Origin of the sequence: Jeotgalibaca dankookensis (genome assembly GCF_002005405.1) — a bacterium.
In the GTDB taxonomy this organism is placed as follows: Bacteria; Bacillota; Bacilli; order Lactobacillales; family Aerococcaceae; genus Jeotgalibaca; species Jeotgalibaca dankookensis.
This window is the reverse complement of the sequence record NZ_CP019728.1, coordinates 2,046,227-2,072,845: the sequence shown is the minus strand read 5'-3', so window position 1 is coordinate 2,072,845 and position 26,619 is coordinate 2,046,227. Positions and strand designations below refer to the sequence as shown.

31 protein-coding genes and 1 riboswitch are annotated in these 26,619 nt (G+C 37.7%); of the genes, 12 read left to right on the top strand and 19 right to left on the bottom strand.

The window, feature by feature from the left end; all coding sequences use genetic code 11:
- Window positions 1-181: 181 nt before the first annotated feature.
- Complete coding sequence (locus BW727_RS10295) at window positions 182-526, bottom strand: hypothetical protein (RefSeq protein WP_062468287.1); 345 nt, start codon at window positions 524-526, stop codon at window positions 182-184.
- A 287-nt stretch (window positions 527-813) separates the two neighbouring features.
- Between BW727_RS10295 and BW727_RS10290 the strand changes: the two genes are divergently transcribed.
- Window positions 814-1,251, top strand: a complete 438-nt coding sequence (locus BW727_RS10290; protein ID WP_062468289.1) for a universal stress protein — start codon at window positions 814-816, stop codon at window positions 1,249-1,251.
- 62 nt (window positions 1,252-1,313) lie between these two features.
- Here the strand turns inward: BW727_RS10290 and BW727_RS10285 are convergent, their stop codons facing one another.
- On the bottom strand, window positions 1,314-1,589 hold the full coding sequence (locus tag BW727_RS10285) for a DUF503 domain-containing protein (protein ID WP_062468291.1): 276 nt from the start codon (window positions 1,587-1,589) through the stop codon (window positions 1,314-1,316).
- Between the two features lie 129 nt (window positions 1,590-1,718).
- Here BW727_RS10285 and BW727_RS10280 point away from each other — a divergent pair, with 129 nt between their 5' ends.
- The 3 genes from BW727_RS10280 (at window position 1,719) to BW727_RS10270 (ending at window position 4,227) form a co-directional block, all read left to right on the top strand.
- The gene (locus BW727_RS10280; RefSeq protein WP_062468293.1) at window positions 1,719-2,285 is read left to right on the top strand and encodes a DUF1836 domain-containing protein; all 567 of its coding nucleotides are present in this window, start codon (window positions 1,719-1,721) and stop codon (window positions 2,283-2,285) included.
- Window positions 2,275-3,135, top strand: coding sequence for a DegV family protein (locus BW727_RS10275; protein ID WP_062468295.1), 861 nt, complete (start codon window positions 2,275-2,277; stop codon window positions 3,133-3,135). The genes BW727_RS10280 and BW727_RS10275 overlap by 11 nt, the downstream gene beginning before the upstream one ends.
- A 111-nt stretch (window positions 3,136-3,246) precedes the next feature.
- Window positions 3,247-4,227, top strand: a complete 981-nt coding sequence (locus tag BW727_RS10270; protein ID WP_062468297.1) for an aldo/keto reductase family protein — start codon at window positions 3,247-3,249, stop codon at window positions 4,225-4,227.
- A gap of 38 nt (window positions 4,228-4,265) precedes the next feature.
- On the opposite strand, the gene BW727_RS10265 is transcribed toward BW727_RS10270, so the two are convergent.
- From BW727_RS10265 to BW727_RS10250, 4 genes are all read right to left on the bottom strand, one after another.
- The gene (locus BW727_RS10265) at window positions 4,266-4,901 is read right to left on the bottom strand and encodes an SGNH/GDSL hydrolase family protein (protein ID WP_062468300.1); all 636 of its coding nucleotides are present in this window, start codon (window positions 4,899-4,901) and stop codon (window positions 4,266-4,268) included.
- A gap of 25 nt (window positions 4,902-4,926) precedes the next feature.
- Window positions 4,927-5,382 (bottom strand): YccF domain-containing protein, encoded by a 456-nt coding sequence (locus BW727_RS10260; RefSeq protein WP_335617518.1) that lies wholly within the window; start codon window positions 5,380-5,382, stop codon window positions 4,927-4,929.
- 163 nt (window positions 5,383-5,545) lie between these two features.
- The gene (gene tkt, locus BW727_RS10255) at window positions 5,546-7,549 is read right to left on the bottom strand and encodes a transketolase (protein WP_062468302.1); all 2,004 of its coding nucleotides are present in this window, start codon (window positions 7,547-7,549) and stop codon (window positions 5,546-5,548) included.
- Between the two features lie 65 nt (window positions 7,550-7,614).
- Complete coding sequence (locus BW727_RS10250) at window positions 7,615-8,517, bottom strand: Gfo/Idh/MocA family protein (RefSeq protein ID WP_077795859.1); 903 nt, start codon at window positions 8,515-8,517, stop codon at window positions 7,615-7,617.
- Window positions 8,518-8,614: 97 nt separating this feature from the next.
- On the opposite strand from BW727_RS10250, the gene BW727_RS10245 reads away from it, so the two are divergent.
- Complete coding sequence (locus BW727_RS10245; RefSeq protein ID WP_062468306.1) at window positions 8,615-9,658, top strand: aldose epimerase family protein; 1,044 nt, start codon at window positions 8,615-8,617, stop codon at window positions 9,656-9,658.
- A gap of 38 nt (window positions 9,659-9,696) precedes the next feature.
- On the opposite strand, the gene BW727_RS10240 is transcribed toward BW727_RS10245, so the two are convergent.
- Window positions 9,697-10,470: an AraC family transcriptional regulator gene (locus BW727_RS10240; RefSeq protein ID WP_062468308.1), complete on the bottom strand. Its 774-nt coding sequence runs from the start codon at window positions 10,468-10,470 to the stop codon at window positions 9,697-9,699.
- A 161-nt stretch (window positions 10,471-10,631) separates the two neighbouring features.
- Between BW727_RS10240 and BW727_RS10235 the strand changes: the two genes are divergently transcribed.
- Entirely contained in the window at window positions 10,632-11,822 is a 1,191-nt protein-coding gene (locus tag BW727_RS10235; RefSeq protein WP_062468310.1) for a coenzyme F420-0:L-glutamate ligase, read from the top strand.
- Between the two features lie 27 nt (window positions 11,823-11,849).
- On the opposite strand, the gene BW727_RS10230 is transcribed toward BW727_RS10235, so the two are convergent.
- Together BW727_RS10230 and BW727_RS10225 are read right to left on the bottom strand one after the other, a co-directional pair.
- The gene (locus BW727_RS10230; protein WP_227807189.1) at window positions 11,850-12,365 is read right to left on the bottom strand and encodes an ECF transporter S component; all 516 of its coding nucleotides are present in this window, start codon (window positions 12,363-12,365) and stop codon (window positions 11,850-11,852) included.
- Between the two features lie 5 nt (window positions 12,366-12,370).
- On the bottom strand, window positions 12,371-12,757 hold the full coding sequence (locus BW727_RS10225; RefSeq protein ID WP_062468314.1) for a DUF4430 domain-containing protein: 387 nt from the start codon (window positions 12,755-12,757) through the stop codon (window positions 12,371-12,373).
- 60 nt (window positions 12,758-12,817) lie between these two features.
- A riboswitch (adenosylcobalamin (AdoCbl) riboswitch) is annotated at window positions 12,818-12,968 on the bottom strand.
- Window positions 12,969-13,095: 127 nt separating this feature from the next.
- Between BW727_RS10225 and BW727_RS10220 the strand changes: the two genes are divergently transcribed.
- Window positions 13,096-13,737 carry a histidine phosphatase family protein gene (locus BW727_RS10220; protein WP_062468316.1) on the top strand — a complete coding sequence of 214 codons (642 nt, stop codon included), beginning with the start codon at window positions 13,096-13,098 and terminating at the stop codon, window positions 13,735-13,737.
- A gap of 162 nt (window positions 13,738-13,899) precedes the next feature.
- Here BW727_RS10220 and BW727_RS10215 read toward each other — a convergent pair whose 3' ends face one another.
- Together BW727_RS10215 and BW727_RS10210 are read right to left on the bottom strand one after the other, a co-directional pair.
- Window positions 13,900-14,166: a DUF6718 family protein gene (locus tag BW727_RS10215; RefSeq protein ID WP_062468319.1), complete on the bottom strand. Its 267-nt coding sequence runs from the start codon at window positions 14,164-14,166 to the stop codon at window positions 13,900-13,902.
- Window positions 14,167-14,493 (bottom strand): thioredoxin family protein, encoded by a 327-nt coding sequence (locus tag BW727_RS10210; RefSeq protein ID WP_062468321.1) that lies wholly within the window; start codon window positions 14,491-14,493, stop codon window positions 14,167-14,169.
- A gap of 80 nt (window positions 14,494-14,573) precedes the next feature.
- Between BW727_RS10210 and BW727_RS10205 the strand changes: the two genes are divergently transcribed.
- Window positions 14,574-15,026: a VanZ family protein gene (locus tag BW727_RS10205; protein ID WP_062468323.1), complete on the top strand. Its 453-nt coding sequence runs from the start codon at window positions 14,574-14,576 to the stop codon at window positions 15,024-15,026.
- A 27-nt stretch (window positions 15,027-15,053) separates the two neighbouring features.
- On the opposite strand, the gene BW727_RS10200 is transcribed toward BW727_RS10205, so the two are convergent.
- Window positions 15,054-15,515 (bottom strand): S-ribosylhomocysteine lyase, encoded by a 462-nt coding sequence (locus BW727_RS10200; protein ID WP_062468326.1) that lies wholly within the window; start codon window positions 15,513-15,515, stop codon window positions 15,054-15,056.
- 126 nt (window positions 15,516-15,641) lie between these two features.
- Here BW727_RS10200 and BW727_RS10195 point away from each other — a divergent pair, with 126 nt between their 5' ends.
- The 3 genes from BW727_RS10195 to BW727_RS10185 all read left to right on the top strand — a co-directional run bounded on the left by BW727_RS10195 (window position 15,642) and on the right by BW727_RS10185 (window position 18,761).
- A complete protein-coding gene (locus BW727_RS10195) occupies window positions 15,642-16,325 on the top strand; it encodes a YjjG family noncanonical pyrimidine nucleotidase (RefSeq protein ID WP_062468329.1) in 684 nt (227 codons plus the stop codon).
- A gap of 17 nt (window positions 16,326-16,342) precedes the next feature.
- Window positions 16,343-17,239: an exonuclease domain-containing protein gene (locus BW727_RS10190; protein ID WP_062468331.1), complete on the top strand. Its 897-nt coding sequence runs from the start codon at window positions 16,343-16,345 to the stop codon at window positions 17,237-17,239.
- A gap of 196 nt (window positions 17,240-17,435) precedes the next feature.
- Window positions 17,436-18,761 (top strand): IS3 family transposase, encoded by a 1,326-nt coding sequence (locus BW727_RS10185; RefSeq protein ID WP_062532880.1) that lies wholly within the window; start codon window positions 17,436-17,438, stop codon window positions 18,759-18,761.
- A 66-nt stretch (window positions 18,762-18,827) separates the two neighbouring features.
- On the opposite strand, the gene BW727_RS10180 is transcribed toward BW727_RS10185, so the two are convergent.
- Window positions 18,828-19,646: an undecaprenyl-diphosphate phosphatase gene (locus BW727_RS10180; RefSeq protein WP_062471639.1), complete on the bottom strand. Its 819-nt coding sequence runs from the start codon at window positions 19,644-19,646 to the stop codon at window positions 18,828-18,830.
- A 125-nt stretch (window positions 19,647-19,771) separates the two neighbouring features.
- Complete coding sequence (locus BW727_RS10175) at window positions 19,772-21,529, bottom strand: DUF4153 domain-containing protein (RefSeq protein ID WP_062471642.1); 1,758 nt, start codon at window positions 21,527-21,529, stop codon at window positions 19,772-19,774.
- Window positions 21,530-21,846: 317 nt separating this feature from the next.
- Here BW727_RS10175 and BW727_RS10170 point away from each other — a divergent pair, with 317 nt between their 5' ends.
- Window positions 21,847-22,683, top strand: a complete 837-nt coding sequence (locus BW727_RS10170; protein WP_062471645.1) for a helix-turn-helix transcriptional regulator — start codon at window positions 21,847-21,849, stop codon at window positions 22,681-22,683.
- 42 nt (window positions 22,684-22,725) lie between these two features.
- On the opposite strand, the gene BW727_RS10165 is transcribed toward BW727_RS10170, so the two are convergent.
- The 5 genes from BW727_RS10165 to BW727_RS10145 form a co-directional block, all read right to left on the bottom strand.
- Window positions 22,726-23,469, bottom strand: coding sequence for an NAD-dependent protein deacylase (locus BW727_RS10165; protein ID WP_062471648.1), 744 nt, complete (start codon window positions 23,467-23,469; stop codon window positions 22,726-22,728).
- 98 nt (window positions 23,470-23,567) lie between these two features.
- Window positions 23,568-24,152: a TlpA family protein disulfide reductase gene (locus tag BW727_RS10160; protein WP_062471651.1), complete on the bottom strand. Its 585-nt coding sequence runs from the start codon at window positions 24,150-24,152 to the stop codon at window positions 23,568-23,570.
- A 10-nt stretch (window positions 24,153-24,162) separates the two neighbouring features.
- Window positions 24,163-24,876, bottom strand: coding sequence for a cytochrome c biogenesis CcdA family protein (locus BW727_RS10155; RefSeq protein WP_227807271.1), 714 nt, complete (start codon window positions 24,874-24,876; stop codon window positions 24,163-24,165).
- Window positions 24,877-25,143: 267 nt separating this feature from the next.
- The gene (locus tag BW727_RS10150) at window positions 25,144-25,473 is read right to left on the bottom strand and encodes a hypothetical protein (RefSeq protein ID WP_062471657.1); all 330 of its coding nucleotides are present in this window, start codon (window positions 25,471-25,473) and stop codon (window positions 25,144-25,146) included.
- A 158-nt stretch (window positions 25,474-25,631) separates the two neighbouring features.
- Complete coding sequence (locus tag BW727_RS10145; protein ID WP_077795855.1) at window positions 25,632-26,567, bottom strand: IS30 family transposase; 936 nt, start codon at window positions 26,565-26,567, stop codon at window positions 25,632-25,634.
- Between the last annotated feature and the right edge of the window lie 52 nt (window positions 26,568-26,619).

The window sequence follows — 26,619 nt, the reverse complement described above, 5'->3', positions numbered from 1 at the left end:
CCCTACTTTATCTTGATAACGGTAGCTAGCCGATCATACTGTGGATAAATCCATTCGGTAGGTTCCATGCACCAACCATACTTTTCTTCCAGCCTAGGAAAAGCTCTCTAAAATGGCGATGGCATATACTATTCCTCTTTGTACGCCTTATCATTGTAAGCAAAAATCCTTTTGAATTCAATCATTTCTTTTCATTAGGTGTTTTATTATCAAGTTGCGCGGCAAATGCTTCCATCTTTGTCATAAAATGTTGCATATTTTCATCATGCCAAGCCATTCCCACAATTATTTTGCTTATTTTGAGTTTTATTTCTTCCTCTGCCCCAGTAATTTGGACCGAATTCATTAATCTACCTTGTTTCATTTTGATTGCTGTTAAGTCTGTAAGAGAAATCGTAACAGGTCTTGCATCTTGGTCCAACTTGCCTGTCAAACGATTTACTGGTACTAATAGGATCTGATCTTTATTGATAGCAGTAAGAAAATAAGCTTCTTTTACATCTGTCTGATATGATCCCCAAGACAAATGTTTTTCTTTTGTTGCGATTGCGCGTGCGTATACACAACTCTCTTTTACTTCACTTGTTAAAAGTTCCTGCTTTTTTAATTACTCTTCGATCTCATAGCTGCTTAACATGAAACTCATTATTTTCCCTCCTCGGATCTTTGTATCCTTTTATTTTACTCATCTTTGACCGGATAAGCCAAAGATATTCATTATGAAAAGGTAAGCACTTTCATTTTAGCAACAATTGCGATAAAATGAAAAGTAATTAGTAAAGTTAAGATAATAATGAGAAGGAGTTGGACGTAATGAATGTAAATTACAAAAATATATTAGTACCTATTGATGGATCTGCACAAGCTGATTACTCTTTCAAACAAGCCGTTGAGATTGCCAAACGAAACAATGCAAAGCTTCATTTACTCTATGTGATTGATACACGAAATGTGAGTATGTCGACAGAATATCAACCCGTTTCTCTTGATATGGTAGAAAAAGTTGATAAAGTCTTTATTGATAAGATGCTTGAATATGCACGGGAGCAAGGGATTGACGCTGAGAAAACCGTCACCAATGGAAACCCTTCTACGCTTATTGCTGAAGCATTTCCCAAAGAGTACGGAATTGATTTAATTGTAATTGGTGCCACCGGTAAAGGGGCGATTACGCGTGCACTTGTCGGCTCCGTATCCAATTATGTCGTTAAGAATGCTAAATGTGATGTTTTAATTGTTCGTGAAAAGTAAATAAAAAGCTATAGGGTGAAATAAAACAAGCCAGTTTGGCTATGTTTGATTTCACCCTTTTTTTAGACCAGGTTGACTTCGACAATCTCTATTTCGTATTCTTCTTCAATGTCATTTAAAACTCGTTCCAATATTTTGTTGGCGATGACAGGTGATTCATTAACCAAGGCAATACCAATTTGGCCTAAATTCAGCATGTCTTGCTGGCCTATTTCAGCCAAACTAATCGAATGCCGTCTTTTCATCCGCTGTATAATCGACTGTACGGTTCTGCGTTTATCTTTTAATGAATAAGAATCAAAAATTCTAAAGGTAACCTCAACATTGATAAAGGCCATCCTTTCTCCTCCTTTAAGTTTAATTATTTGTGGTTGTCTTTTTTTATTGTTATATTATACTAGTATTTAGAATCGTTTCACTTAGTTTTAAAAACTAGGTCTTTTTTAAGATAGATAAGAGGTGATTTTTTGCAAGAACAGAGTCTACTCAATTACCGTAAAGAACTCTTGCACTTTAAAATTGCACGTTGGCAAGAATTACCTAATTTTGATTTATATAGCGATCAAGTTTTAAAAATTGTTGGATCACAGCTCTCATTTGTACATTTGCCTGACGGTGAGTTTATTATCACATCTACTATGATTAATAATTATGTCAAACTTGGTTTTTTAGAACGACCGCATAAAAAAAAGTATGAACGGGCTCACATTGCTAAATTAATTGTTATTTCTCTGTTAAAACAAATCCTCCCTTTAGGAGATATTCAAAAAGGGATGGCTTTACAAATTGCTTTGCACGGAGAAGAAGAAGCTTATAACATCTTTTGTGAAGAGCTAGAAAATGCTTTCAAGTTAATCGCGAGTGTCGGTATCAAAGAGAATTCTTCTCTTTTAATTAGTGATATTCGCCAAGATCGCCTGGCTTTAAAAATGGTAACTTTATCGGTTGTTTCAAAATTACTTACTCAAAAAATAATTTCACTCGATGGTCTTCAAGCTTTCGATAGACAAGGAGAAAACAATAATGAAAAATAATAAAGTTGCAATATTAGTAGATTCTTGTAATGATATTCCAGAAGAATTAACTGAAAAATATGGCTTTTATACAATGCCTTTAGTTATTAATTACTCTAATCGTTCTTATAAAGACCGAATTGATATTAGCCCACAAGAGGTTTATGATTCCTTTAAACAAGAAATACCTAAAACCAGTTTACCACTTCCCAGTGATATTATGAGTTTACTTGATCAAATTAAAGCAGACGGATACGACCAAGTGCTTGCTAGCATTATTTCAAGTGGGTTAAGTGGTACATTCCAATCGATGAACTTGATTGCCCAAAGTCGTGATGATATGCAGATAGAAGTGGTTGACACGCTGAATATCGGGATTGGATCTGGCTTTGTAGCGATTTATGCGGCTGAATTGCTGGAACAAGGATTAGATTTTGAAACAGTTGTTTCGAAAACGCGTGCTGCAGTTCCTGATTCGAATGTCTTCTTCGGGTTAGAAACGCTTGAATACCTCATTAAAGGCGGTCGGATTGGAAAAGTATCTGGTATTCTAGGTAGTGCTCTGAAAATCAAACCGATTATTTCGTGTGATTCAGAAGGAATTTACGATACCATTGCCAAAGTACGTGGCAGAAAGAAAAATATCGCAAAAATGATTGAAATAGCACGTGATACCATTGCAAACCATAAAAATTACTACTTAGCCCTTTGTCATGGTGATGCTCTAGAAGAGATGCTTGAAATGAAAGAAGAAGTTAACGATTTAATTAAAAATGCCAAAATTTATTCGGAAGGTCAAATATCACCCGTTCTAGGGGTTCATACGGGTCCAGGACTACTTGGTATTGGCGTAATGGTTTTAGATGATTAAAAATAAAGCAAAGAGTGGCCTTTGTCCACTCTTTTTTTCTAGCAAAAAAATGGTTAGTGGAGTAAGATTAGGGCAGTAATCGCTTTCAAATTGATAAGGAGGTTTTGCTTTATGAAATACCGTCAGTTAGGTAAAAGTGGTCTACGCGTTAGCGAGTTGGCTCTAGGCAGTTGGCTAACCTATGGGAAATCAGTCGAAGATCAAACAGCAAAAAAATGTATTGAAACTGCTTATGAAGCAGGGATTAATTTTTTTGATACAGCCAATGTCTATGAACAAGGTCAAGCCGAAATTGTCTTAGGAAAAACCCTCAAAAATTATAATCGCGATACCTTAGTCGTAGCCAGTAAAGTTTATTTCCCAATGGGAGATGGGCCAAACGACCTTGGCTTATCGCGTAAACATATTTTTGAGCAATGTGATGCGAGTTTAAAACGACTAGGTATGGATTATTTAGATTTATATCAATGCCACCGCTATGATGAAAACGTACCAATCGAAGAAACATTATGGGCACTTGATGATTTACAACGGCAAGGAAAAATTCTTTATGCTGGTGTTAGTGAATGGCCTGCGGATAAAATTCAAGAGGCACACCGCATTGCGAAGGAAAGAAATTTCCGACCGCTCGTTTCAAATCAACCTGCATATAACATGATTGAGCGTCAAATTGAGAAAGAGGTTGTTCCGGTTTCAATGGCAAACGGTATGGGACAAGTTGTCTTCTCACCGCTAGCTCAAGGCATATTAACGGGTAAATATAAACCTGGCCAAGCTGTTCCTGAAGATAGTCGGGCAGCCAATGCTAATATCAATAATTTCTTACAAGTGTATTTAAATAATAAGCCCTTGTTAGAAACAATTCAAAACTTAGCAACCTTTGCGCAGGACTTAGATATGAATTTAACGCAACTCGCTCTAGCTTGGATTTTACATCAACCTGGTATCAGTTCCGCCATTATTGGCGCAAGTAAGCCAGAACAAATAGAAAATAACGTTAAAGCAGTAGAGTTTGAATTATCTGATGAGATTATTGTGGGTATAAATGACTTACTCCATCCTATTAGCAATTTTGGTCCACGTAAAAAGTAAATTTTAAAGAGAGGCGCGGACATTTTTGTCCGTGCCTCTTAATTTTCAACACGATTAATCCATTCTTTAGCAATCAGTTTGTGCCCTGCTTGGGTTGGGTGAACGCCATCATTTCCGGTTAAATAAGAATAGCTCCTTTTCATTCCTTCAGCATTTAACAGACCATCTAATGGAATAAAATCGGTCGCAAATTCAGCTGCTAACTTTCTCACTACTTGAATCCGTGGATCTAAATCAACCCGCCACTCTAAGCGATCAACGGGCTCACTTAAAACGAAAGGCTCCATCATTACAATTTGTGCATTCGTCTTTTCTTTGACCTGCATTAATATTTTTCGATACTTTCTTTCAAAACGTCGCAAATGACGTTTATTTCCGAAAGCGACTTTCCCAATATTATGCCAGGTATCATTAATCCCAATGAGAATCGACACGACATCGGGATGAAAATCTAAACAATCTTCTTGCCATCTTCTTTCCAGATCAATTATTTTATTGCCGTTAATCCCTTTGTTCAGAAATTGTAAGTTTAATTCGGGATAGCGCTGGGTAAGTATTTCCGCAACCATTTTCGGGTAACCCTTACCTAAATCATTTAAATCCGATCGCTCTCTTTTTGCATCAGTCACACTATCTCCGATAAATAAAATCAAATCCTCTTTTTTTAAGTGCATGTCCAATCAGACCTCCTAAACTAAGTTAAATACGATAAATTTTAGATCCAAAAGGCAGTAAGGCTAATTTAGCATGTTTAAAATGTTGCAGGCCAAAAGGAATCCCTACAATTGTTAAGCAAAAGATAACGCCCAAAAGAGCTTCTTCAGCCGCCATGACAAGCCCGCCAAAAATCATCCAGAGAATATTAATCAATAGCGATGCTCCGCTTGAACTAAACTGAATTTCTTTCCCAAATGGTGCTGCTGCCATCTTGGCAAATTTAAAGCACTGTACACCGACCGGAATTCCCACAATTGTGATGGACCACAATATACCAGTCACCATCCAAGAGGCCCAACTGATGAATCCTCCTAAAACAAACCAAATTATGTTCGCAAACAAATTCATGTGACTCATCCTTTCTTTATTCCCTCTTATTTTACCTGATTTTGTGTGCTTTTCATCCGTCTTAATACTGAGTTCATCACTAGCAAACAATTTTTTACTCCCAGTGATGAAAATCAGGCAATAATCATCACTAGAATTATTTTTACAACACCTAATGATGAAAAAAACGTATTTTTCATCACTAGATGCGGCAAATAGCTTTCTAATGATGAAGAAGCCTGACTAAAAAGTCAGGCTTCTTCATCTATTACTATTATTTGTTAAATTTTTCTAAGTAAGCTGCCGCTACTTGATCAGCTGTAAAGCCTAATTCAGAAACAACAGTATTTCCTGGGCCACTTGCACCCCAGCGGTCAAGACCATAAGTTAAGCCATCTAGACCAACATAACGTTCCCAGCCGAATGTTGCAGCCATTTCAATTGACATACGTGTACGGACATCATTTGGAAGAACAGATTCTTTATAAGCATCATCTTGTTGATCAAATAAGCTTGTACTTGGCATTGACACAACCGAAACGTCAATACCTTTTTCTTTCAAAGTTTTTTGGGTTTCAATAGCTAAGGACACTTCTGATCCTGTTGCGATTAGGATACCCTCTGGTTTTTCGCCTTCTTGAGGTGAAAGAACATAAGCTCCTTTTTTAACGCCTTGACGTGCACGCTCTTTTGTCCCAGCTAGAACAGGTAAGTTTTGACGCGTTAGGATTAGCATTGTTGGTGTATCTTCCGATTCCACTGCTACTTCCCAAGCAGCCGCAACCTCGTTTCCATCAGCTGGACGAATCACGTTTGTATTTGGCATCCCACGGTAAGCTGATAAATGTTCAACTGGCTCATGAGTTGGACCATCTTCACCAACAGCTACAGAGTCATGCGTAAACACATAAATAGCTGGTAGTTTTGAAATTGCTGCTAAACGAATGGATGCACGTAGATAATCTGAGAATACAAAGAAGGTTCCGACATAAGTCTTTGTCCCACCATGTAAGAGAATCCCATTCATAGCCGAAGCCATTCCAAACTCTCGAACACCATACCAAATATTACGACCTGCGTAATTCGTAGCATCATAATCTTCATCTGCTTTATTCATTGTATTGTTTGAACCAGATAAATCAGCAGAACCACCCCAGAATGATGGGATTGCCGCTCCTAATTTTTGAATGGTTTCCTGGCTCGTAACACGCGTTGCTTTTTCAGCGTCGCCAACTTCATAGACAGGTAAAGTTTCTTGCCAACCTTCTGGTAATTTATTAGCAAAAGCATCTTCAAATTGTTGTGCTAACTCTGGATAAGCTTCGCGGTACGCTTCAAAACGCTTATTCCAATCTTCTTCTGCTTTTTTACCATTTTCTAAAATGGTTTCATTGAAACGATCTTGCACTTCTTCTGGCACATAGAACGTTTCATGATCCCAATTATAGTTACTTTTTGCAAAAGCAACGCCATCTTCACCAAGTGGTGCACCGTGGACGGCACTTGTTCCTGCATTTGAAGCACCATATCCAATAACCGTTTTAACTTCGATTAGGGTTGGTTTGTCTGTTTCTTTTTTCGCTTCTTCGATTGCTTGAGAAATTTCTGCTAAATCATTTCCATCTTTAACGAGGATATATTGCCAGCCATATGCTTCAAAACGGCCTTTCACATCTTCACTGAATGATTTATCTAAAGGACCATCTAAAGAAATATCATTAGAGTCATAAACCCCAATAAGTTTTCCTAATTTCAAATGACCAGCTAAACTTGCTGATTCATGGGAAATCCCTTCCATCAAGTCACCGTCTGAACATAGGAAATAAGTGTTGTGATCCATTATGTTAAACTGATCACGGTTATAGGTTGCTGCTAAATGTGCTTCGGCCATTGCCATACCGACAGCGTTTGCAAATCCTTGTCCAAGTGGACCAGTAGTTGCTTCTACACCATCTGTAAAGTGAACTTCTGGATGTCCGGGAGTATTACTTTCATACTGACGGAAGTTTTTCAAATCATCCATCGTTACATCGTAACCTGACAAATGTAACAAGCTGTATAAAAGTGCTGAACCATGACCTGCTGATAGTACAAAGCGGTCGCGATCTACCCAAGAACTATTCTTTGGGTTTACATTCATATGCTTTGTCCAGAGTGCGTAAGCCATTGGTGCGGCACCCATTGGTAAACCAGGGTGACCAGAATTTGCTTTTTGAACGGCATCGATACTTAAAGTACGAACGGTATTAACTGCTAATGCATCAATTTTGTCAAACATTGTTTTCCTCCTTGATACTCATATACTCCTATTTTAACCTAAATATCTTTAAAATGAAACGACTTTCACTTTAAAGGATTAATTATTTCTTCGCATAATTTATGGCTCTGTAAGGAACTGGCATGGCTAACTGGGTTTTGGCCTGTCACCAGGCTTTCTATAAAAGCGTGAATAATTGGTTTAAATCCTCGTTTCACAAGCGTTTCTTCCCAGTCACTATACTTTACAATTTCCTCATGATTTTTTCCTTTTATTACCATTTCATTTAAATCAGTAACACGTTGCACACCTGCTAGAGATTGGACCTCAACGACCTCTTGATTGGCGCCCGCTTGATAATTCATAGTCACAATGGCTGTTGTTTGGGTAGTTTCTAAAACAAGCCACACACGCTTTAACTCCCCTTCCGTTTCATGAATGTATGATTGAAAGGAAACAACCGGTTCATCCAGTAAAAATAGAGCAAGATCAACAATATGAATAAATAAATCGTAAATTGCAAAACGAATGGATTCACGGTTCTCGACACGATCTTTTTGAATTAGAATCATTTTCTTATCTGGTATCGCTTTTAGTTGCTGAATCATCGGTGCAAACCGGCGATTAAAGCCAGCCGTCAGTTGAACCTGATTCTCTTCAGCCAAAGTCAACAATTCTTCTGTTTGAGAGAATTGATCACTAATTGGTTTATCCACGTAAACTGGAATGCCTTTATTTAATAATTTTTTTACGGTTTCATAATGCGCAGTGGTTGTATTGTGTACAAAGGCTGCATCCAAATTAATATCATCCAATTCATCGAGCTTTTGGTAACATTTTCCAAATCCATACTGACTCCCTACCAAATCCAAGGTTTTTTTATTACCCGTCACGAGGTACCATTCAACTTGATTACGCATAGCAGAAATAACGGGCAAGTATGCCTTTTGAGCGATATTTCCGATGCCAATAACGGCTATTTTCAACACGGCTTCTCCTCATTTCTAATTTCATTTTACTTATATTGTATCATTTTTGAAAACTGTTACAATGACATTAAAGCGCATAATTAAAGGAGACCTCACTATGCATATTAAAGAACGTTTATTCGGAAAAACTGCTGGAAAAGAAGTTATGGCTATCACATTGACTAATCGCAGTGGTGCTTCAATCACTGCTATGACGTACGGTGCCTCTCTTCTTGAGTGGTCTGTACCTGATAAAGCAGGAAAGTTTGACAATATTACCTTAGCTTTTGATAACTTAGAAGATTACGTCACACATCGACCTTTTTACGGTGCGACAGTCGGGAGAGTTGCAGGACGCGTCGCTCATGGTTCTTTCGAAATTGATGGTGATCCTTATCAGTTAGAAACGAACCAAGAGACCAATCACCTTCACGGTGGAAATTCCGGCTTAGATACGAAAGTTTGGGACTATCAAACGGAACAAGATGACCAAGAGGCACGAATTATTTTTTCTTACTTGGATGCAGAAGGTTCGAATCGCTATCCAGGAAATTTAAAAATCCAAGTGACCTATACCTTTACGGAAGATAATAAGTGGAAAATAAATTATCAGGCAGAAACAGACGCGCCTACTCTTTTTAATCCAACCAACCATGTCTATTTTAACTTACATGGAACTGTCTCAAAAACGATTTTAGACCATCAACTTTTTGTAGATGCGGATCGCTTTGTTGAATTGAATGAACAAAGTATTCCGACTGGCCGTCGCCCTGATGTCGCTGGACCGCCTTTTGACTTTCGAACCGCACGCCTAACGTCACAAGCAACAGAATCCACCCACCCTCAAACACTACAAGTTTCTGGTTTGGATCATCCCTTTGTCTTAAACCATGACGCCAATCGTCTGGATGTCAGTCTCTACGACCCTCAAAGTGGGCGAAAAATTACAATGAAAACAAGTGAACCGGTGGTAGTCATTTTTATGCATAATGGCGCAAGTCCACTCAAGATTGCTAACAACCCTATCCCGGCTTACGCAGGGATTACTCTGGAAACACAAGATTACCCAGATGCTATTAACCAAGCGCACTTTGGTTCTATTGTGCTTCGTCCTGGAGAAACCTATCGCTCCGAAACAACGTATTCTTTTCATATAGAATAAAAAGAAGGAAGTAAAGGCTCATTGCCTTTACTTCCTTCTTAATTGTCTTGCTTTTTTTGATAAGCGGCGGGAGATTCTCCGACTATTTTTTTGAAAATTTTACTAAAATAAGAGGTACTATTATATCCTAATCTTTCGGAAACTTCTCCAACGGTCACACACCCACCTTGAAATAGTAATTTCGCTGCCTGTACCTTTAGTTTATTGACGTATTCACTAATAGTGAGCCCCGTATCTTTTTTAAATTTACGAGCTAAATGGGAGCTATTTACATGGAAGGTCTGAGACAAATTGGTAACATTTAACTCTTTGTGTAGGTGATTACCAATATAATCGACAATTTCTTTAATTAAAAAAGAATAATTAGCTATTGAATAGTTAGCTACTAAGTCGCAATATTCCGAGAACATCTGGGGGCTGATTACCTCTTCTAAGTAGTTGGCAGAAGTAGCTTGTTCAATTTGAAGTGCATATTTTTCTGAAACAAGTTGGAGGTAAATCGCAGATACCCCACCCATTTCTCCAGCAATTCGGCACATGGTGTTACGAATAATCATGTCGTTTTTTTGGGTTCGTAAAGGGTTGTCTTTAATGATGGGATTCCCATAATAATAACGATTTTGATTATCAATTTTTGGCATCTGCATCACTTTATCTAAAAGTTTCTTGTTTCCTGTTTGAATTGCCTCAACGAGGAGTTTATTCCGTTTAACTGATTTTTGGATATAATCAAGCGCATCGCTTCTATGGCCAAATAAATCATTGGATAGGATGTCATACAGGTTGGTCGAACCATTTGTGTTGTCTCGCATTTGTATCACCTCAGCGTTGTTTCTAGTCATTATACTTGATTTTTATTTTAACTACAAAAGTGATTTTCTTATTTTTTTCAAAAAAATGACATTATTCAAACATTAACGTCTCTATTTGTAGTAAAATAAAGTGTAACTGATTATTTTAAGGAGAGATGCAAGTGGAAAGAGTAGTTGGAACTGTTGTCCGAGGTCTGCGTGGACCAATCATTCATGATGGTAATGATATTGTAAAAATTGTGGTTGATACGGTATTAAACGCAGCCGAAGTTGAAAAATATTCAATTGAAGACCGTGATATTATTTCTATTACTGAGTCAATCGTTGCGCGTGCGCAAGGAAACTATGCAACAGTTGATCAGATTGCAACTGACATCGCATCTAAATTTGGTGACGATACAATTGGTGTTGTTTTCCCAATCTTAAGTCGTAACCGTTTTTCAACATGTTTACGAGGAATCTCAAAAGGAGCTAAGAAAGTTGTTTTAATGTTGAGCTACCCTTCTGATGAGGTTGGTAACCATTTAGTAGAAATTGATGAATTGGATGATAAAGGCGTTAACCCATGGACAGATGTTTTATCTGAACAAGAGTTTCGTAGTCACTTTGGCTATAAAAAGCATACTTTTACAGGAATCGATTACATCGAGCACTATAAATCTATTGTTGAAGAGTACGGCGTAGAATGTGAAGTAATCTTTTCTAATAATGCTAAATCTATTTTAGACTATACAAAAACAGTCTTGAATTGTGATATTCATACGCGCTTTAGAACTAAGAAAATTCTAAAAGCTCACGGTGCGAAAAAAGTATACAGCCTCGATGAAATTTTAACAGAATCTGTTGATGGATCAGGTTTTAATGAAACTTACGGTTTGTTAGGCTCTAACAAAGCCACTGACAACAGTGTGAAACTTTTCCCCCGTAACTCTCAACAGATTGTAGACAATATCCAAAAAGGGATTAAAGAAGCAACTGGTAAAACAATCGAAGTGATGGTTTATGGAGATGGTGCTTTTAAAGACCCAGTAGGGAAAATTTGGGAACTAGCTGACCCAGTTGTTTCACCGGCTTATACACCCGGTTTAGACGGTGTGCCTAGTGAAGTAAAACTGAAATATTTAGCAGATAATAATTTTTCTGACCTTCAAGGGGAAGATTTGCACTCTGCTATTTCTGACTTTATCAAAAATAAAAATGCTGATTTAGTAGGTACAAATGAAACCCAAGGAACAACCCCACGTCAATTAACTGACTTAGTAGGTTCGCTATCCGATTTAACTTCTGGTAGTGGAGACAAAGGAACACCTTTCGTTTATATTCAAGGCTATTTTGATAATTTTACAGAATAAAAAAAGTTGAGGCAGATTCAATCTGCCTCAACTTTTTTCTTTGAATCGATTAAATAAAGGGCGGAGAATGGGTTCTAAAATAAAGTAAAATGCCGCATTACCAAATCCATGAGCCAAATCAAACCACAGACCATACGCATAATAAATCCAAAAATTAGTTAAGCCGTATATTTTATAGGAAAATAATGAAATAATAAAACCGTAAAAAATCCCCGAAAAGAAAGCAAAGAGCACAAATAACGGCTTTGTTTTCTTAAGGTATAGAGGTTTCATTACTAAGCTTGTCAAAAGAACAATTGTTGCAAAACTAATTAATTGTGCAAACGTCCATGGACCTAACCCCAGAAAAATGTTTGATAAAAATAGTGATAAACTTGCTACAATTAAGCCATCAATCAATCCCATATTTAGGGTTAGTATAATGATGATGGCTGTCATCGGTTGCACATTTGGCAAAAATTGAAAAACAATTCTTCCTACGTAAGCCAATGCCGTTAAAATTGCGAGCAGAGCAATATGCTTTGCATCAAACCTTTTACGCACCAAAATTACTCAAGTTCTTCTAAGTTAAAGTCGACAACATCCCCATCAGATAGCTCTAAATCTTGAGCACCTACTGGGGCCATTTCACCATTTAAATCAAACAACCAGTATTTATTAGCATCCTCGTCTTGCTCGTATCCATTTATTGCTGTGATAAATCCATCTTCATCCTCAACATCAAAACTTGCTTCCATTACATCAAACAAGACCGCATCTTCTTCAACATTAGAAGTAATAGAGCCATCTTCAATAGTTTCGCCATCAACTGCTACATTAATCGTAACCTCAATCAAGTCATTTGCTTGATTAATAGATTCCGCAGTTTCAGTTGCTTCTGTACCACAAGCCACCAATGTTGCACTCGCACTCATTAGAAATAACCATTTTTTCATTCTATACACTCCTTTTTTTCATAGGCGGATAAAAAAGCCTATACCCGTTTACACATAGACTAAACAATACTATTTTACCTTGAAATAGTATGCGCGCGTATAAGCATTCTCGAATAAAGCTCTGACTTAAACATCAAAGATGTTCTTACAGTGGCGGGACCGCGTTGGATTCTCACCAACTTACATAGCCGAGATGTCTTTGTATTGGGTTTTAATATGGTTTCATTATAGTAAAAATACTATTGTTTGACAAGTTTCGGTAAGTCACTTATTTTGTAACCTCCCGAATCCTTTGCTATCATCAGTATAATAACTATATTCTTGGAAAGGAGATCCGCATGCAGTTTTTATATTTTGTACGACATAGACAAACTGAATTTAACAAAGCCGACTATGTACAAGGTGGCCAGGTTGACTCTCCCCTATTGGAATCCAGTAAACAAGATGCCAAAAAAACCGGTGTTTATCTAAATCAAATGGGGATTTCACGCATTATTACCAGTCCTCAAGCCCGCGCTTTAGATACAGCCAAACTTATTCTTGAGCAATTTGATTCCAAAGTTCCTTTAGAAAAAGATGCCCGCTTAAAAGAATTTCTCTTTGGTGACTGGGAAGGGAAATACATTCCCGATTTGAAAAAAGAATACCCACAAGCTTTCTATAATTTAAGAAACCGACCCGACCTTTATGATCCTTCCGCATTTGGTGGGGAAACTTATTCGCAACTCATTGATCGCGGTACTCAAACAATTCTTAGTCATGTTGATTCTCACCCAACTGATTCTCTTTTATTTGTTGCTCATAGTATAACTTTAACCAGTAGCATTCTAACTTTGGCAGGCTACCAGGTTAATGATTTACGCTCTAAAACACCTATGGCCAATACAAGTGTCACCAGAATGAAACGGATTGGGAATCATTTTGAAATTGACAGTTGGAACGAGATTGATCATTTGAATGAAGGTAATTTTCATCACTAGAAAGATAAAAACGCGGGCTGATGATGATTTTTCCACTTATTTCATCATTAGAAAAGCATTTTAATCTGCTAATGATGATATTTCCTATTATTTAATCATAAACGCTCTTTTTACCAAAGTTAATGATGAAAAAAGGCCAGGACCAAAGTCCCAGCCTTTTTTTCACTTCTTATTTCGTTGTGTTTTCTCTTTAACAGCTGCTTTGAAAGCAATTTTCGTTGTTTCTACTTGAATAGGTGCATATTCAGGCCAGGCCTCATCTAAAGGAAGTTTGGCTTGGTTACTAGTAATTAAAAATTCAGCATTTCGTTTGAATTCAGCTTCCAATTCGGGAATATAAGTTAGAAAATCAGCGAGGTTTTCTAGAGAGATAACAACACTGCCTTTTTTCTTAAAAGTTTTGGCAAGTAAGTATTTATTTGTCATCATTTAGTAATTCTCCACAATTTGAGCTACTTCGCGTTCGAGTTCTGACATCACGACAAAGCGGGCTTTCCGAAGCATTTCTTTTCCATCTACAAACATTAAGAGAGCTGGGACTGTGAGGACACTAAAAGCGCCTGCTACACTGGGAACTTTATCCGCGTCTACCTCCAACAATTTGACTTGTGGATAGTCTTCTAATAGGTTTTTTACTTGCGGTAAAACCGCGTGGCAAACACCACAATCAACACGGGATACATAAATAAAAGCAAAGTGTTCTGTTTCAACAAAACTTTGAGCTTCTTCAATATTTTGAGCTTGTCTATCTAACATGATTAACTTCCTTTCAATCAACGGTTTTAATTATTGTATCATGATATACTAGTTTTATTCTAAAAAAAGGATTGAAGACAATGAAACAAAGAAATATATGGATTAGCTGGGCGATGGTGGTTATTTGGATGATGCTTATTTTTTCTTTTTCATCACAAGTTGGAAGCACATCAGGAGCTTTAAGTGGTTCTGTCGTTGGTTTTATCGAAGATATTTGGACCAGAACCTTACCTAATTGGCCCCTCAACCTGGATGCTTTGCACCTTTTTATTCGTAAAGCCGCCCACTTTATTGTTTATTTGATTTTAGGTTTCTTAACGACACGCGCGCTTTATACCTCGCATATTCCTTACAAAAAACGTATTTTCTTGGCCTTATTAATTAGTTTTTTATATGCATCCAGTGATGAAATCCACCAATCTTTTGTTCCTAATCGTGGGCCTAGCTTTTGGGACGTCCTGCTTGATACCCTAGGTGCATCAGTTGGTCTTTATTGCTATGAAAAACTATTAAAGCTGCAAACCCCTAAGTAAGGATTTTGCAGCTTTAATAATTATCATTTAAATACCAACTCGTTCAAATGGGTCCCGACTAATTCCTTTTTCAAGGACTTCACGTACGTATTCTTTAGCAGAAAATAAACTGTGATCGCGGTAGTTGCCACATTCCTTGGCAGTTATCGCTGGTACTACTTCAGTTTCCATTACTTGTTTTAAAGTTTTTTCTAAAGCTTGGGCAATCTCTTCTGGTGTAGATTCGCCCCACTTAATGCAATAAAAGCCTGTTCGGCACCCCATTGGTGAAATGTCAATAATACCTGGTAAATGGTCACGCATATTAATTGCCAATAAATGTTCCAGTGTATGAACTGCAGCGGTTGGTAAGGCCCCTTGATTGGGTTGTAAGAAACGTAGGTCAATTTTTTGAATAATCGACTCTTGATTTTTTTCTGTTCCAGCTATCCGCACATAAGGTGCTTGAACAGCGTTATGATCTAATTCAAAACTTTCTACTCTAGCCATTTTTATTATTCCTCCTCATAAATATCTCTCTTATCTTAAAAGAAATCTCTATAAATTGAAAGAGAGTTGTTTGATAAAGTATAATTAAAAAGTAACAACGAACATAAACCCTTTAAGGAGATCCTTATGCCTTATAAAACCTTATTGTTTGATTTAGACGACACCCTTTTTGATTTTAAAGCTGCTGAAAAATATGCTATTTCGTCATTAATGAAAGAACTGGCTGTGACACCAACTGAAGAAAACATTCAAACTTACTCGCAAATCAACCAAAGTTTCTGGAATCGTTTTGAAAAAGGGTTAATTAAAAAAGACGTTTTACTTAAAGAGCGGTTTGAAACATTTTTCCAAAGGCATCAACTCGAAGTCAATGGAAATGAAATGGATATAAAATTTCGCTCCTATCTTGAAAAAAGTCATTTTTTAATTGAGGATAGCACGAACTTACTAGATTCGCTATTTCCTGACTACGATTTATACGCGGTTACAAACGGCGTATCTAAAACTCAGTATAGGCGATTATCTGACTCTGGACTTGACCATTATTTTAAAGATGTTTTTGTTTCTGAAGATACGGGTTTTCAAAAGCCGATGCTTGAATATTTCAACTATGTCTTCAAACGCATCCCAAATTTTAAAGCTCATAACACGTTGATAATTGGCGATTCCTTGACTTCCGATATATTAGGTGGTCAAAATGCTGGGATAGATTCTTGTTGGTTCAACCCCCACCACTTAGCGAAACCTGCTCATATCAAGCCAACCTACCAAATTACTGATTTAAAAGAATTAACAACTATTTTAAACTAAGAAAGAAGGCTTATAAATTGGACTTTGTCGCAATAGACTTCGAAACAGCTAACCATCGTGGCGATAGTGTCTGTTCCATTGGGATGAGTCGTTTTTCAAACGGTCTGGAAGTTGAACGTTATTATCGTCTCATTAACCCTGTTCAACCTTTCCATCCGGGCAATATTCGAATACATGGGATTTATCCACGTGATGTTGTCAATGAAAAACGTTTTGACCAACTTTACCCAGAAATTCGCGCTTTCATTGGAGAGGATTCATTAGTCGCTCACTTTGCTCAATTCGATATGAAGTGTTTGCAAATGACTATTGAAACTTACAACTTACCCAAAATTAAAAATGAATACTTTTGCTCTTGCATTCTAGCAAAAAAAACACTGACGCTTTCGAGTAATAAACTTGTTAATGTCCTTGACTATTATGGCTTAACCATTGAAAACCATCATAATGCTGCAGATGACGCGACTGCCTGTGGTGAAATTACCAGTAAACTACTACAGCCCTATGACTATGACATAAAAGGATTTTTAACAGATTATCATTATCAACTCGGTCAACTTTTCTCGCATCGCTTTGGTCCTGACAAAAATAAGAAGAAACAGGTACCTCAGCCAAACCTACTAGCAATTGAGAGCTTGCAGCCTTCTCATCCTTTTTATCAAAAGCACATCGCTTTTGCCGGACGTATCGCTGGTCTGAATCGGCAGGAAGCAGCCCAAATGCTCACAACTATTGGAAGTTTTTTTGAACCGTCACTGACTTATCAAACCGATTACTTGATTGTATCTAAAAGTGAATGGCAAAAAATGGGCACCAATCTAGAAGGTAAGCTCGTTGAAAAAGCGCGCCAATTACAAGGTCAAGGGCATAGCTTAATTCTTCTTCCAGAAACAGAGTTTTTTACGATTCTTTAAAAACAAAAAGGTTGGGCATGTGTAAACTGGACCCTATAAAGTAGACTCTTTAAAAAAGAGACCCTTTATAGGGTCTTTTTATGTCTTGTACGAGAATTAGTCTCCCTTTCCTGATAAACTGGAGGAAAGGAACGGGAACCGCGACCGCTCCCCCAAGAGAGCCTTACAAAAAATACATTTTTAAGAGGAGGAACCCATGTCAAAACGAACATTCACGGACGAGCAGGTTACAGACCTATCCCACAACCCCTATGTTCAGAACGTCTCCCCCAAAGCCATCACCTACTCGGACGAGTTCAAGGTCCACTTCCTTGCGGAGTGGAAAAAGGGAAAGACTGCCCGACAGATTTTCATGGAGGCGAGTCTCCCAGTGGAGGTCCTAGGCGAGCGGCGAATCCACACCGCTGCCAACCGCTGGAAGAAGGCCTATCAGGAGAGCGGGATCACGGGCGTACGAGATCAGCGCAAGGGCGCATCGGGGCGCCCCCGCCTCACGGAGCTTTCGACCGAAGAGCAGCTCCGCCGGGCCAAGCAGGAGAATGTCCTCCTCAGACAGGAGAATGAGCTGTTAAAAAAAATCGACTTCGCAGAAAGGAGGGGAAATGAGTTAAGCAAGCAGGAGCGGTTCGCCCTCATCCAACAGGTGACGAGTCGCCCCGGCTCGCTCTCCGTCAGGAGAGCTTGTCTGATTCTGGAAGTATCCAATTCCGGCTACTACGCGCATTTCTCCCCCGAGAACCAATGCAAAAGGCAGGAGAAGGAAGAGGAGGACCAGAGGTGGCGCGACCGTGTTCTGGAAGCAATGGCCTATAAACGGGTGGCGAAAGGTTCCCGTGCCATTGTCATGTACTTCCTCAACACGAAGAAAACTGTAGTGAACCGCAAGAAAGTCCAGCGGATCATGCGAAAGTATGGACTCCAGTGTCCTATCCGCCGTGCGAACCCGTACCGAAAAATCGCAAAAGCCACACAAGAACATCGCACCGTTCCGAACCGGCTCCAGCGGCAGTTTGATCAGTCAGCGCCGAAGAAGGTGCTCCTGACTGATATTACCTATCTCCGGGGAAAAGACGGCTTCCTAGGCTACCTCTCTACCATCTTGGATGGCGCCACAAAGGAGGTTTTAGCCTACGCCGTCGCCGACCGAATCACCTTGGACATAGCTCTCGATACGGTGAAAGATCTAGTGGCAAAACATGGAGAGGACCTCCCTGCGCAAGCCCTCCTCCATTCCGACCAAGGGTCGCACTACACTAGCCCCATCTTCCAGAAATTGGTGCAGAAGAATGGCCTAACCCAATCTATGTCCCGCCGTGGGAACTGCTGGGACAACGCCCCACAGGAGAGCTACTTCGGCCACCTAAAGGACGAAATTCCTTACGAGGAGTGTCATTCACTGAAGGAGTTACAGTCTGTCATTATCAACTATATGGACTACTACAACCACGAGCGCGGCCAATGGAAACTGAAAAAGCTGACCCCGGTTTCCTACCGGGATCAGCTCTTGAAACAAGTAGCCTAGATTCTCTCTTTTTTAAACTGTCCTTGACTTGGGATCCAGATTATGTGCCCAACCTTTTCGTCTTTTTTATCCGATTAATAAAAAGTATCCGATTACCAAAACACCTAGAATAATACGATACCAGCCAAATGCTTTAAAATCATTGTTTTGAATATATTGCATAAGAAACTTGATTGCTAGAATTGAAACAACAAAAGCGACTAGCATACCGATTAGGAGAATCGTGAGTTCTGCCCCCGTAAATACGAACCCAAACTTCGCAAGTTTTAAAGCACTTGCACCAAACATTACCGGTATAGAAAGGAAAAAGGAATATTCGGCAGCAATAAAGCGTGAGGTACCTAGAATAATGGCACCAATAATGGTGGCACCTGAGCGTGAGGTCCCCGGAATAAGTGCGAGGCATTGGAAAAAGCCAATAAAAAGAGCTGTTTTATAAGTTAACTCTTGAAAATTAGTAATTTTTCCCGCTTTCCCTTTATTGCGGTTTTCAATAATAATAAATAACACACCATAAACAATTAACATAATCGCCACAACCCAATAATTATAAAAATGTTCATTGAGCCAATCATCGAGAAAAAGTCCTAAAACAGCTGCGGGAACTACTCCCACAACAACCTTGTACCAAATTTCCATCGTTTCTTTTTTCTCTAACGATGATTTTTTGGGTGAAAAGGGATTAAGTTTATGAAAATAAAGTGCTACTACAGCAAAAATAGCTCCTAGTTGAATGACTACAAAGAACATTTCTTTAAATGCTGGTGAGGTGTCGAGTTGAATAAATTCTTCAACCAAAATCATATGCCCCGTACTAGATATGGGTAACCATTCCGTTATTCCTTCCACAATACCAAGAATAATGGCTTTAAAAATTTCTACCATGAATAAATAGACCTCCTAAATTATATATATGTCTATTCTACTAGACTAAAGCAAAATAAGGTATAAAGGATTTATAAAGAGTCATAAAAAAGGTCCGAATCGTTTCAGATTCAGACCTTGGTACCTTATTTAAAAGTGATAAAGACGAATAACTCACCGGATATTTCTTCTTGATATTCATCCAACTGCGATGCAATAACTTTAATTCTTATCCGCTCATTTTCTTTTACTTGAGTAATTGTTTCTAAATCGATATTACCACCTTCAACATTTTCCGTGTAGTTTTCAAAAGCCTTCACAATTAAGTCCTCTGTATCAAAAACCATCCCGACTGACCCAGCCCGATCTTTTACTGTTAACAAGAAGTACTTCCCTTCTCTTGAAACCAATAACTGATAATTTTCACCAACATTTGTTTGAACATCTGTCTCTTCGGCATTGTATAGCCCTAAACGAACGAGGTAGTCTGCTCCTTCTAATGGAATAGTCGTTTCTTCACCCCAGTCATAGTAGACAAAATTACTTTCTGAACTATCTGGATCATCTGGGGAAAGAGAATAGACCATTGGGAACCCAAAGAGATCCTGAAAATCACTATAAATTTCAAAATCATCCGGCAAATAGGAAACCTCTTCAAAATCATGCCAACTACCTAAATACTCGACACTTTTAGTGATTTTAACTTTATCCTTTAGGGGAATATCTGGATTTGGCTTAATTACACCTTCAATCAGCATCTCATTATCTGTCAGTGTTGTCTCTAACAATCTCATTTGACTGTTTTGAGCAACCGTAAAGGCATCAATTGGGGGCATAACTGAAACCACTGACAGTAAAATCAAAATAGGAGCGATTAATCCATTTTTATCCCGGGTAAAGAAGCTAAATAAAACGCCAGCTGCTATGGCAAAAATACCAAAAAGGATGACGTAATAGCGACCGGCTGTGATACCATAATCTTGAATTTTTAAAATACTAGCAATGGTTTGAAAAAGAACAACGATCAACATAATTTTAGGAAACAAACGCTGAAATATCTGACTATATTTATGTTCAATGTTACTCACTAACAAGTAAACAAGAATAACGATAATCGCGTAAGAAATAAGTAAGGGTTCTAATAAGTTATCCGTCCAAAATTCACTTCTGATATTTAAGATCACATATAGAAACAGGACGACTGTATAAACTGCAACGATGGGAATTACAATAAAAGTCAAAAGGACCTCTAGAAAACGTGGTACTTCAAACGCTTCTTTTAATTCAATGGTCATACCACTGCTGTAATCAGGAATTTGAGAGAGAAAGTAACTTGTCGCAAATAAGGTCCAGATAATATTCATGGCGTGTAAGTATACCCGATAATCTAAATTGAATAATAAAAAATCAATACTACCTAAAACAGTGTAGACGCCAATAGCCAGAACACCAGCAAAAAGGAGCGTTAACATTGCTGCCTTAAAAACCGCCATTATATTTTGGTGAAAATAAATGACCTTATTTTTGATAGTCGGAATCCAGATAAAGGAAATAAATAGGGCAAACAACAAAACAATGGTTCGGACTGGATAAATCATTTGATAGGTGTCTTCTTGCGGTAGAGTGAAATAGTAGAGGGCAGTAAGTAACGTTGTGATTGCTACCATTATCCATCGCTCACTTTTTTTATGGAAGAAACGCTCATAAACCTGTTGTCCAACCATAGCTAGTAAAGCTCCAATAGAAAAAGTAAACAGCAAACGACTATAAGAATCAATATCCTCTTGGATTTGAATTGCATTCATGATACTCATTCCCAAAAGCCAAATAATAGTCATTGGATAGCGCGTCAATGAGTTTGCAATTGCTAGCATTCCATCTTGCATCTTTTTAAAAAGTCTCATTTTTTTCCCTCCTATCAATAAATTATCTTTTATTAATTTACCTAAAACGATTATTTGTTAATTTATATTTTCATTCAGAATAACATATGTTATACTATGATTTGTGGTTTTTCTACATCTATTTTTTCTGAAATATGAAAAATAAAGATTTTTTAAACTAAAAAAATTTAGAGTGTCTAATCAATTTATTTATTTATTTTTTAGTTATTACGAATAAATTACTAGACATTTTGTATTTTTAAGATATTATGGGACTAACCCTATAACAAATAGTTGTGACCATGGATCATTATCATCTTAGCCAAAGGAGGCTTCTTATGTATACAATGTCAAATATAAAAAACTTATCGCTAAAAACCCTTTCTGCCGATAAAATCAAGATTACACCTGAACAATCAACAACCTTCCAGAAACAGACTTATGTTAAAATGATTTTTATCCATAATGGAACAGCCACATTAACTTTTAAAAATAGTTCCGAGCCTGTCAGAAAAAATCAAATTATTTTGATTAATCCTAATGTAGATTACTACTGGGATCTAGAAGATCAATCTGCGATTGAAATAACTGAAATTGGGATTCAAGGTTTAGAATTTTCAGAAGTCAATGATTCTGAAGCTGAATTTTCTCACTATATTCATAATGAAGCAGATGTTGAGAATGAACCATTTATTTCTGCCTTAACAGATGAGATTGCTAATAAAAAACTAGGTTATGAAGAAGTCGCTAAGCGCTATGTGGAGATTATTCTCATCCATTTATTACGTAATGAACGTTTCTCTATTCGCAACTCTCTAAACAAAAAGAACCATAAAGAAATCCAAATTGTTAAAAACTTTATGAAAATTAATTATCACAAAAATATTACTTTAGACGATTTAGTTGAATTAGTTCATATAAACAAATTCTATTTAATTCGTATCTTTAAGCAAGAAGTTGGGATGTCACCCATCGATTATCTTATCCATATCCGCATCGATGAAGCACAAAAAATGCTTCGCAATACAAATATTGCTATTGCAGATATTGCCCATCTTGTTGGGTTCCAATCCCCTTCACATTTCTCTAAAACATTCCGTGAGCTTTCCAATATGACGCCTTCTCAGTATCGTCGTCAAGGAAATATCCCACCAACACCTCCACAAAACTATTAAACCTTTGAAGAGCCACTCGAAATGAGTGCTCTTTTTTACGTTTTATTTGTTTTGAATACATTCCCAAACCTTCCTTAAAAAATCACTACTCTTTTCTTTCACAACAAGATCAAAGCGATTCATTTGAGGAACTTCTGTTTGGTTAATAAGAACCGCATAACGCCCTTGAAACGCATCAACGAAAAATGATGCAGGGGTTACCATTAAACTGGTTCCAACTACGATTAATAAATCTGCTTCTTGAATAGCTTGACTCGCTGCCTGCATAGTAACCTGATTTAATTGTTCACCATACAAAACAATATCCGGTCGGACAGAGCGTCCTTGACTATCAACAGCAATTCCGTCTTGAGAATGTACTTCACCGTTTGCAACTGGTTTTTGCCCCTGACTAGTCACCCATCTATTTATACTCCCATGAAGGGGCAAGACCTTTGAACTTCCAGCCTTTTCATGTAAATCGTCAATATTTTGAGTGATAATGGTCACTTCTTTGTTCATGTTTTCTAATTCGCTAAAAAAACGGTGCCCAAAGTTCGGTTTTGCATCTGGGAAAGATAAGTTTTTCTGCATATTTTCAAAAAACATACGTGGATTTCTTTCCATAAATCTAACACTCAAAGCTTCTTCGCCTGAGTAGCGCCGATTCTTTATTTGGTCGTAAATTCCTCCTGAAGATCTAAAATCGGGAATACCACTTGCTGTACTAATCCCAGCACCTGAAAAAACGACAATTTTATTCGATTCTGCTATCATTTTAGCGAACACTTTTACTTGCTCGTTCATACTCCTATTCCTCCTTCATTCTTCTTAATACTACTAATAAAATAAAGATGGTTTGACCTAAGTTTATCAGGTTCAACCATCTTTGTCTCATAGTTTTCTCATTTAATCATAGAAAATTTAGTTTCCAGCATATCTTTTGTAACCGGACCGACAATACGCTCATATATGATTCCATCCGACCCAATTAAGTATGAAGTTGGCATGGATTGGACTTGATATTGTTGAAATTGTTTGACGGTACCATACAGGTTAGTAAAACTAATAGCGTATTCTTCTAGAAACACTTCAACATCACCTGGATTGTTTTCTGATGTTGTCACATTTACACCCAACACAACTGTTTCATCTTGTTCATCCGAAAATTCTTGAAGATGGGGCATTTCTGCTTTACAAGGTGGACACCAGCTAGCCCAAAAATTCAAAAAGACTTTCTTCCCACGATAATCAGAAAGTTTTACTTGATTACCTGCCATATCTTGGAGTTCAAAATCATAAGCCACTTGTCCAATCTTAATACCTGTCTGAGCTATTGGTGGCGCGAGTGATTCTTCTTCATCTGTTTCAATACTTTGTGATAGTTGTGCTTCTTTCGATTCATTATTTGAATATAGCTCTTTTCCAAAATCAAACAGAATCCATAAAAAACCTACTCCTAATAGAGTCCAAATTATTTTTTTCTGCATCATTACTCTCCTAACCGAGACGCTCGAATGGCGTTCCCTCTAGTAAATTCAATATACCAATTGATAATGCCTCTAGTTTACCTGTCATTAATAAAATCCCGAATAAAATCATCATCCAACCACCAATTTTCATCAGTACTTCACTATATTTTAAAATTGACTTTAGTCTCCCAATAAAAAAAGAAACAAATAGAAAAGGTAAGGAGAATCCGAGTATATACATAAATAAATATAAAACTGGTGGGGAACCCATCGCATTACCAAGTAATAGAATAGATGAAAAAATTGGACCGATACAAGGCGTCCACCCTGATGCAAAACCTAACCCAATGAGAAAGGTAGACAGAAAACTGACTCCGGATTGTGTTTGAAGCTTTCGATAATCGCTCAAGAGTAATGGGATTTTCAAATAGCCCAGAGTAACGAGTCCCATAATAATAATTAATAAGCCAGCTAGTCTCTGCAAAAGTACACTGGTGGGACCAGTCATGATAGAACCAAATAAGTTACCGAGATAGCTGACACCTAATCCAAGCGTTATATAGACAGTTGAAACACCTAATAAAAAAACTAGAGAATGTAACATAATATTACGCCTAACTGAAAGCGAAGTATCTTCTTTTATTTGCTGAACATTTAGTCCTGTAATATAGGAAATATACAAGGGTAACAAAGGCAATGTACAAGGTGATAAAAAAGATAAAGAACCTGCAGCAAAGGCTATCCAACTTGTTAAGTCTGTTTCGATAGCTGTTTCCTCCTAACAAAAATAATAATAATAAATAGAAAAGTCGTTGTAACTAAGAGCTCGGGTGTGAACACGAAGCCAAAATAAAGGACACGACTCCCATTCATCAAAACAAGGTTCCCTATTGCACTACCTAATATTAATCCCATCTGTTGCCAGTTCTGCAATTTAATAAAGGTAATCGTAATGAGTAAAATGATGTTTAGGCTAGCTAACGTAAGTAGTTTCGAACTGTTATAGAGACTATAGTAAAATAAATGGTTGAGTGAAAAACTGTAAAAAAATAAATTGTAAAACGGAAACTAAGAGTGCCGGTTTACCTACTATTTTTGGTAATAATTCCCACAAATTGTAAGTAACAGCGATAACGACTGCTAGGGAAATTGGTTCTTTGGTTAGTAAGAGTGCTTGATAAGGTGCTTGCAGAACATCCGATAAATGAAATAAAACATTGCTGACAAAAGCTATTAATAAAAAACGGAATATTTCATCATTAAATTTGGAAAGGATTTTTAACTTAAGTGACCGTTCACTAGCAGAGAGAAGCCACCAAATACCTGACCCACTAATCAATAGTAAAACGGGTATAACAACAGGATTGGATAATATTAATAAAATAATACGTTCCTCCTTTTTTTAATTATTCGGATTAATTTAAGCATATCACAAATCATTTTCAACAACACTTATATACGTCTGTGGGTATAAGCATTTTTTTATAAGATAGTTTGTCAAATTAAGTGCAACACCTCTTCCATAAAGACCTCGTGAGGTGTTCGGTAGCCAAGACATTTTCTTGGTCTATTATTAATCAGGTACAAAGCTTTTTGAAGTTCTTCCTGTTCCACATGATCAAAGTTGGTTCTCTTCGGAAAGAACTCCCTCAGGAGTCCATTACTGTTTTCATTGCTTCCTCGTTGCCAAGAAGAATAAGGATCTGCGAAATAAACAGGGATGCTTAAGTCTTCTTCAATGACAGGATAACAGCTGAATTCCTTTCCTCTGTCTGTCGTAAAACTTTGGAAGGCAGTTTCAGGAAAAAGCGTAGTCAGTTTTCGTATAGCCCCTTCCATTGAGGAAGCGGAACGGTTGGGTATTTTGATGGCGAGGTACCAGCGGCTTTTCCTCTCTAGGAAAGTAGCAACGCAACCTTTTGCCTGTCCGCGTCCTGATACGACGGTGTCCAGCTCCCAGTGACCGAAGGTCGTTCGCTTCTTGACGTCTTTTGGTCGTTTTGAAATAGAGGTTCCGATATTGAATCTTCCTCTGGTTTCTTTTGGTTTCTGTCGTTTGCCTTTTTGTCTCAGAACGGACAATGGAACTTGTAAGAGACCGTAATAGAGCCAGCGATAGATTGTTTTGAAAGAAATTTTCCCTTGAAATAGCCGGCCTACAATTTGTTCTGGAGACCAGGTAAGAGTTAGTTTTTCCTGAACCTTTTTTTTGATTTCAGAAGTCAACTTTGATTTTGCTCCACAGTTCGCTTTCTTTTGTTTATAGCGTTCCTGTGCCTGATCACACTGATAATATGGGTTCCTGTTCAGTTCCCGTGAAACAGAAGAAGGGGCACGACCAAGGATTCGAGCGATCCGGCGGATCGAAAAACCTAGATCACGAAGCGTTTCTATTTTTGAGCGTTCGGCTATGGTAAAATGAGTGTAGCTCATGGCGAGTCCTCCAGTCGAATGTTGTGTGGTAACTCCATTCTACACGAGGTCG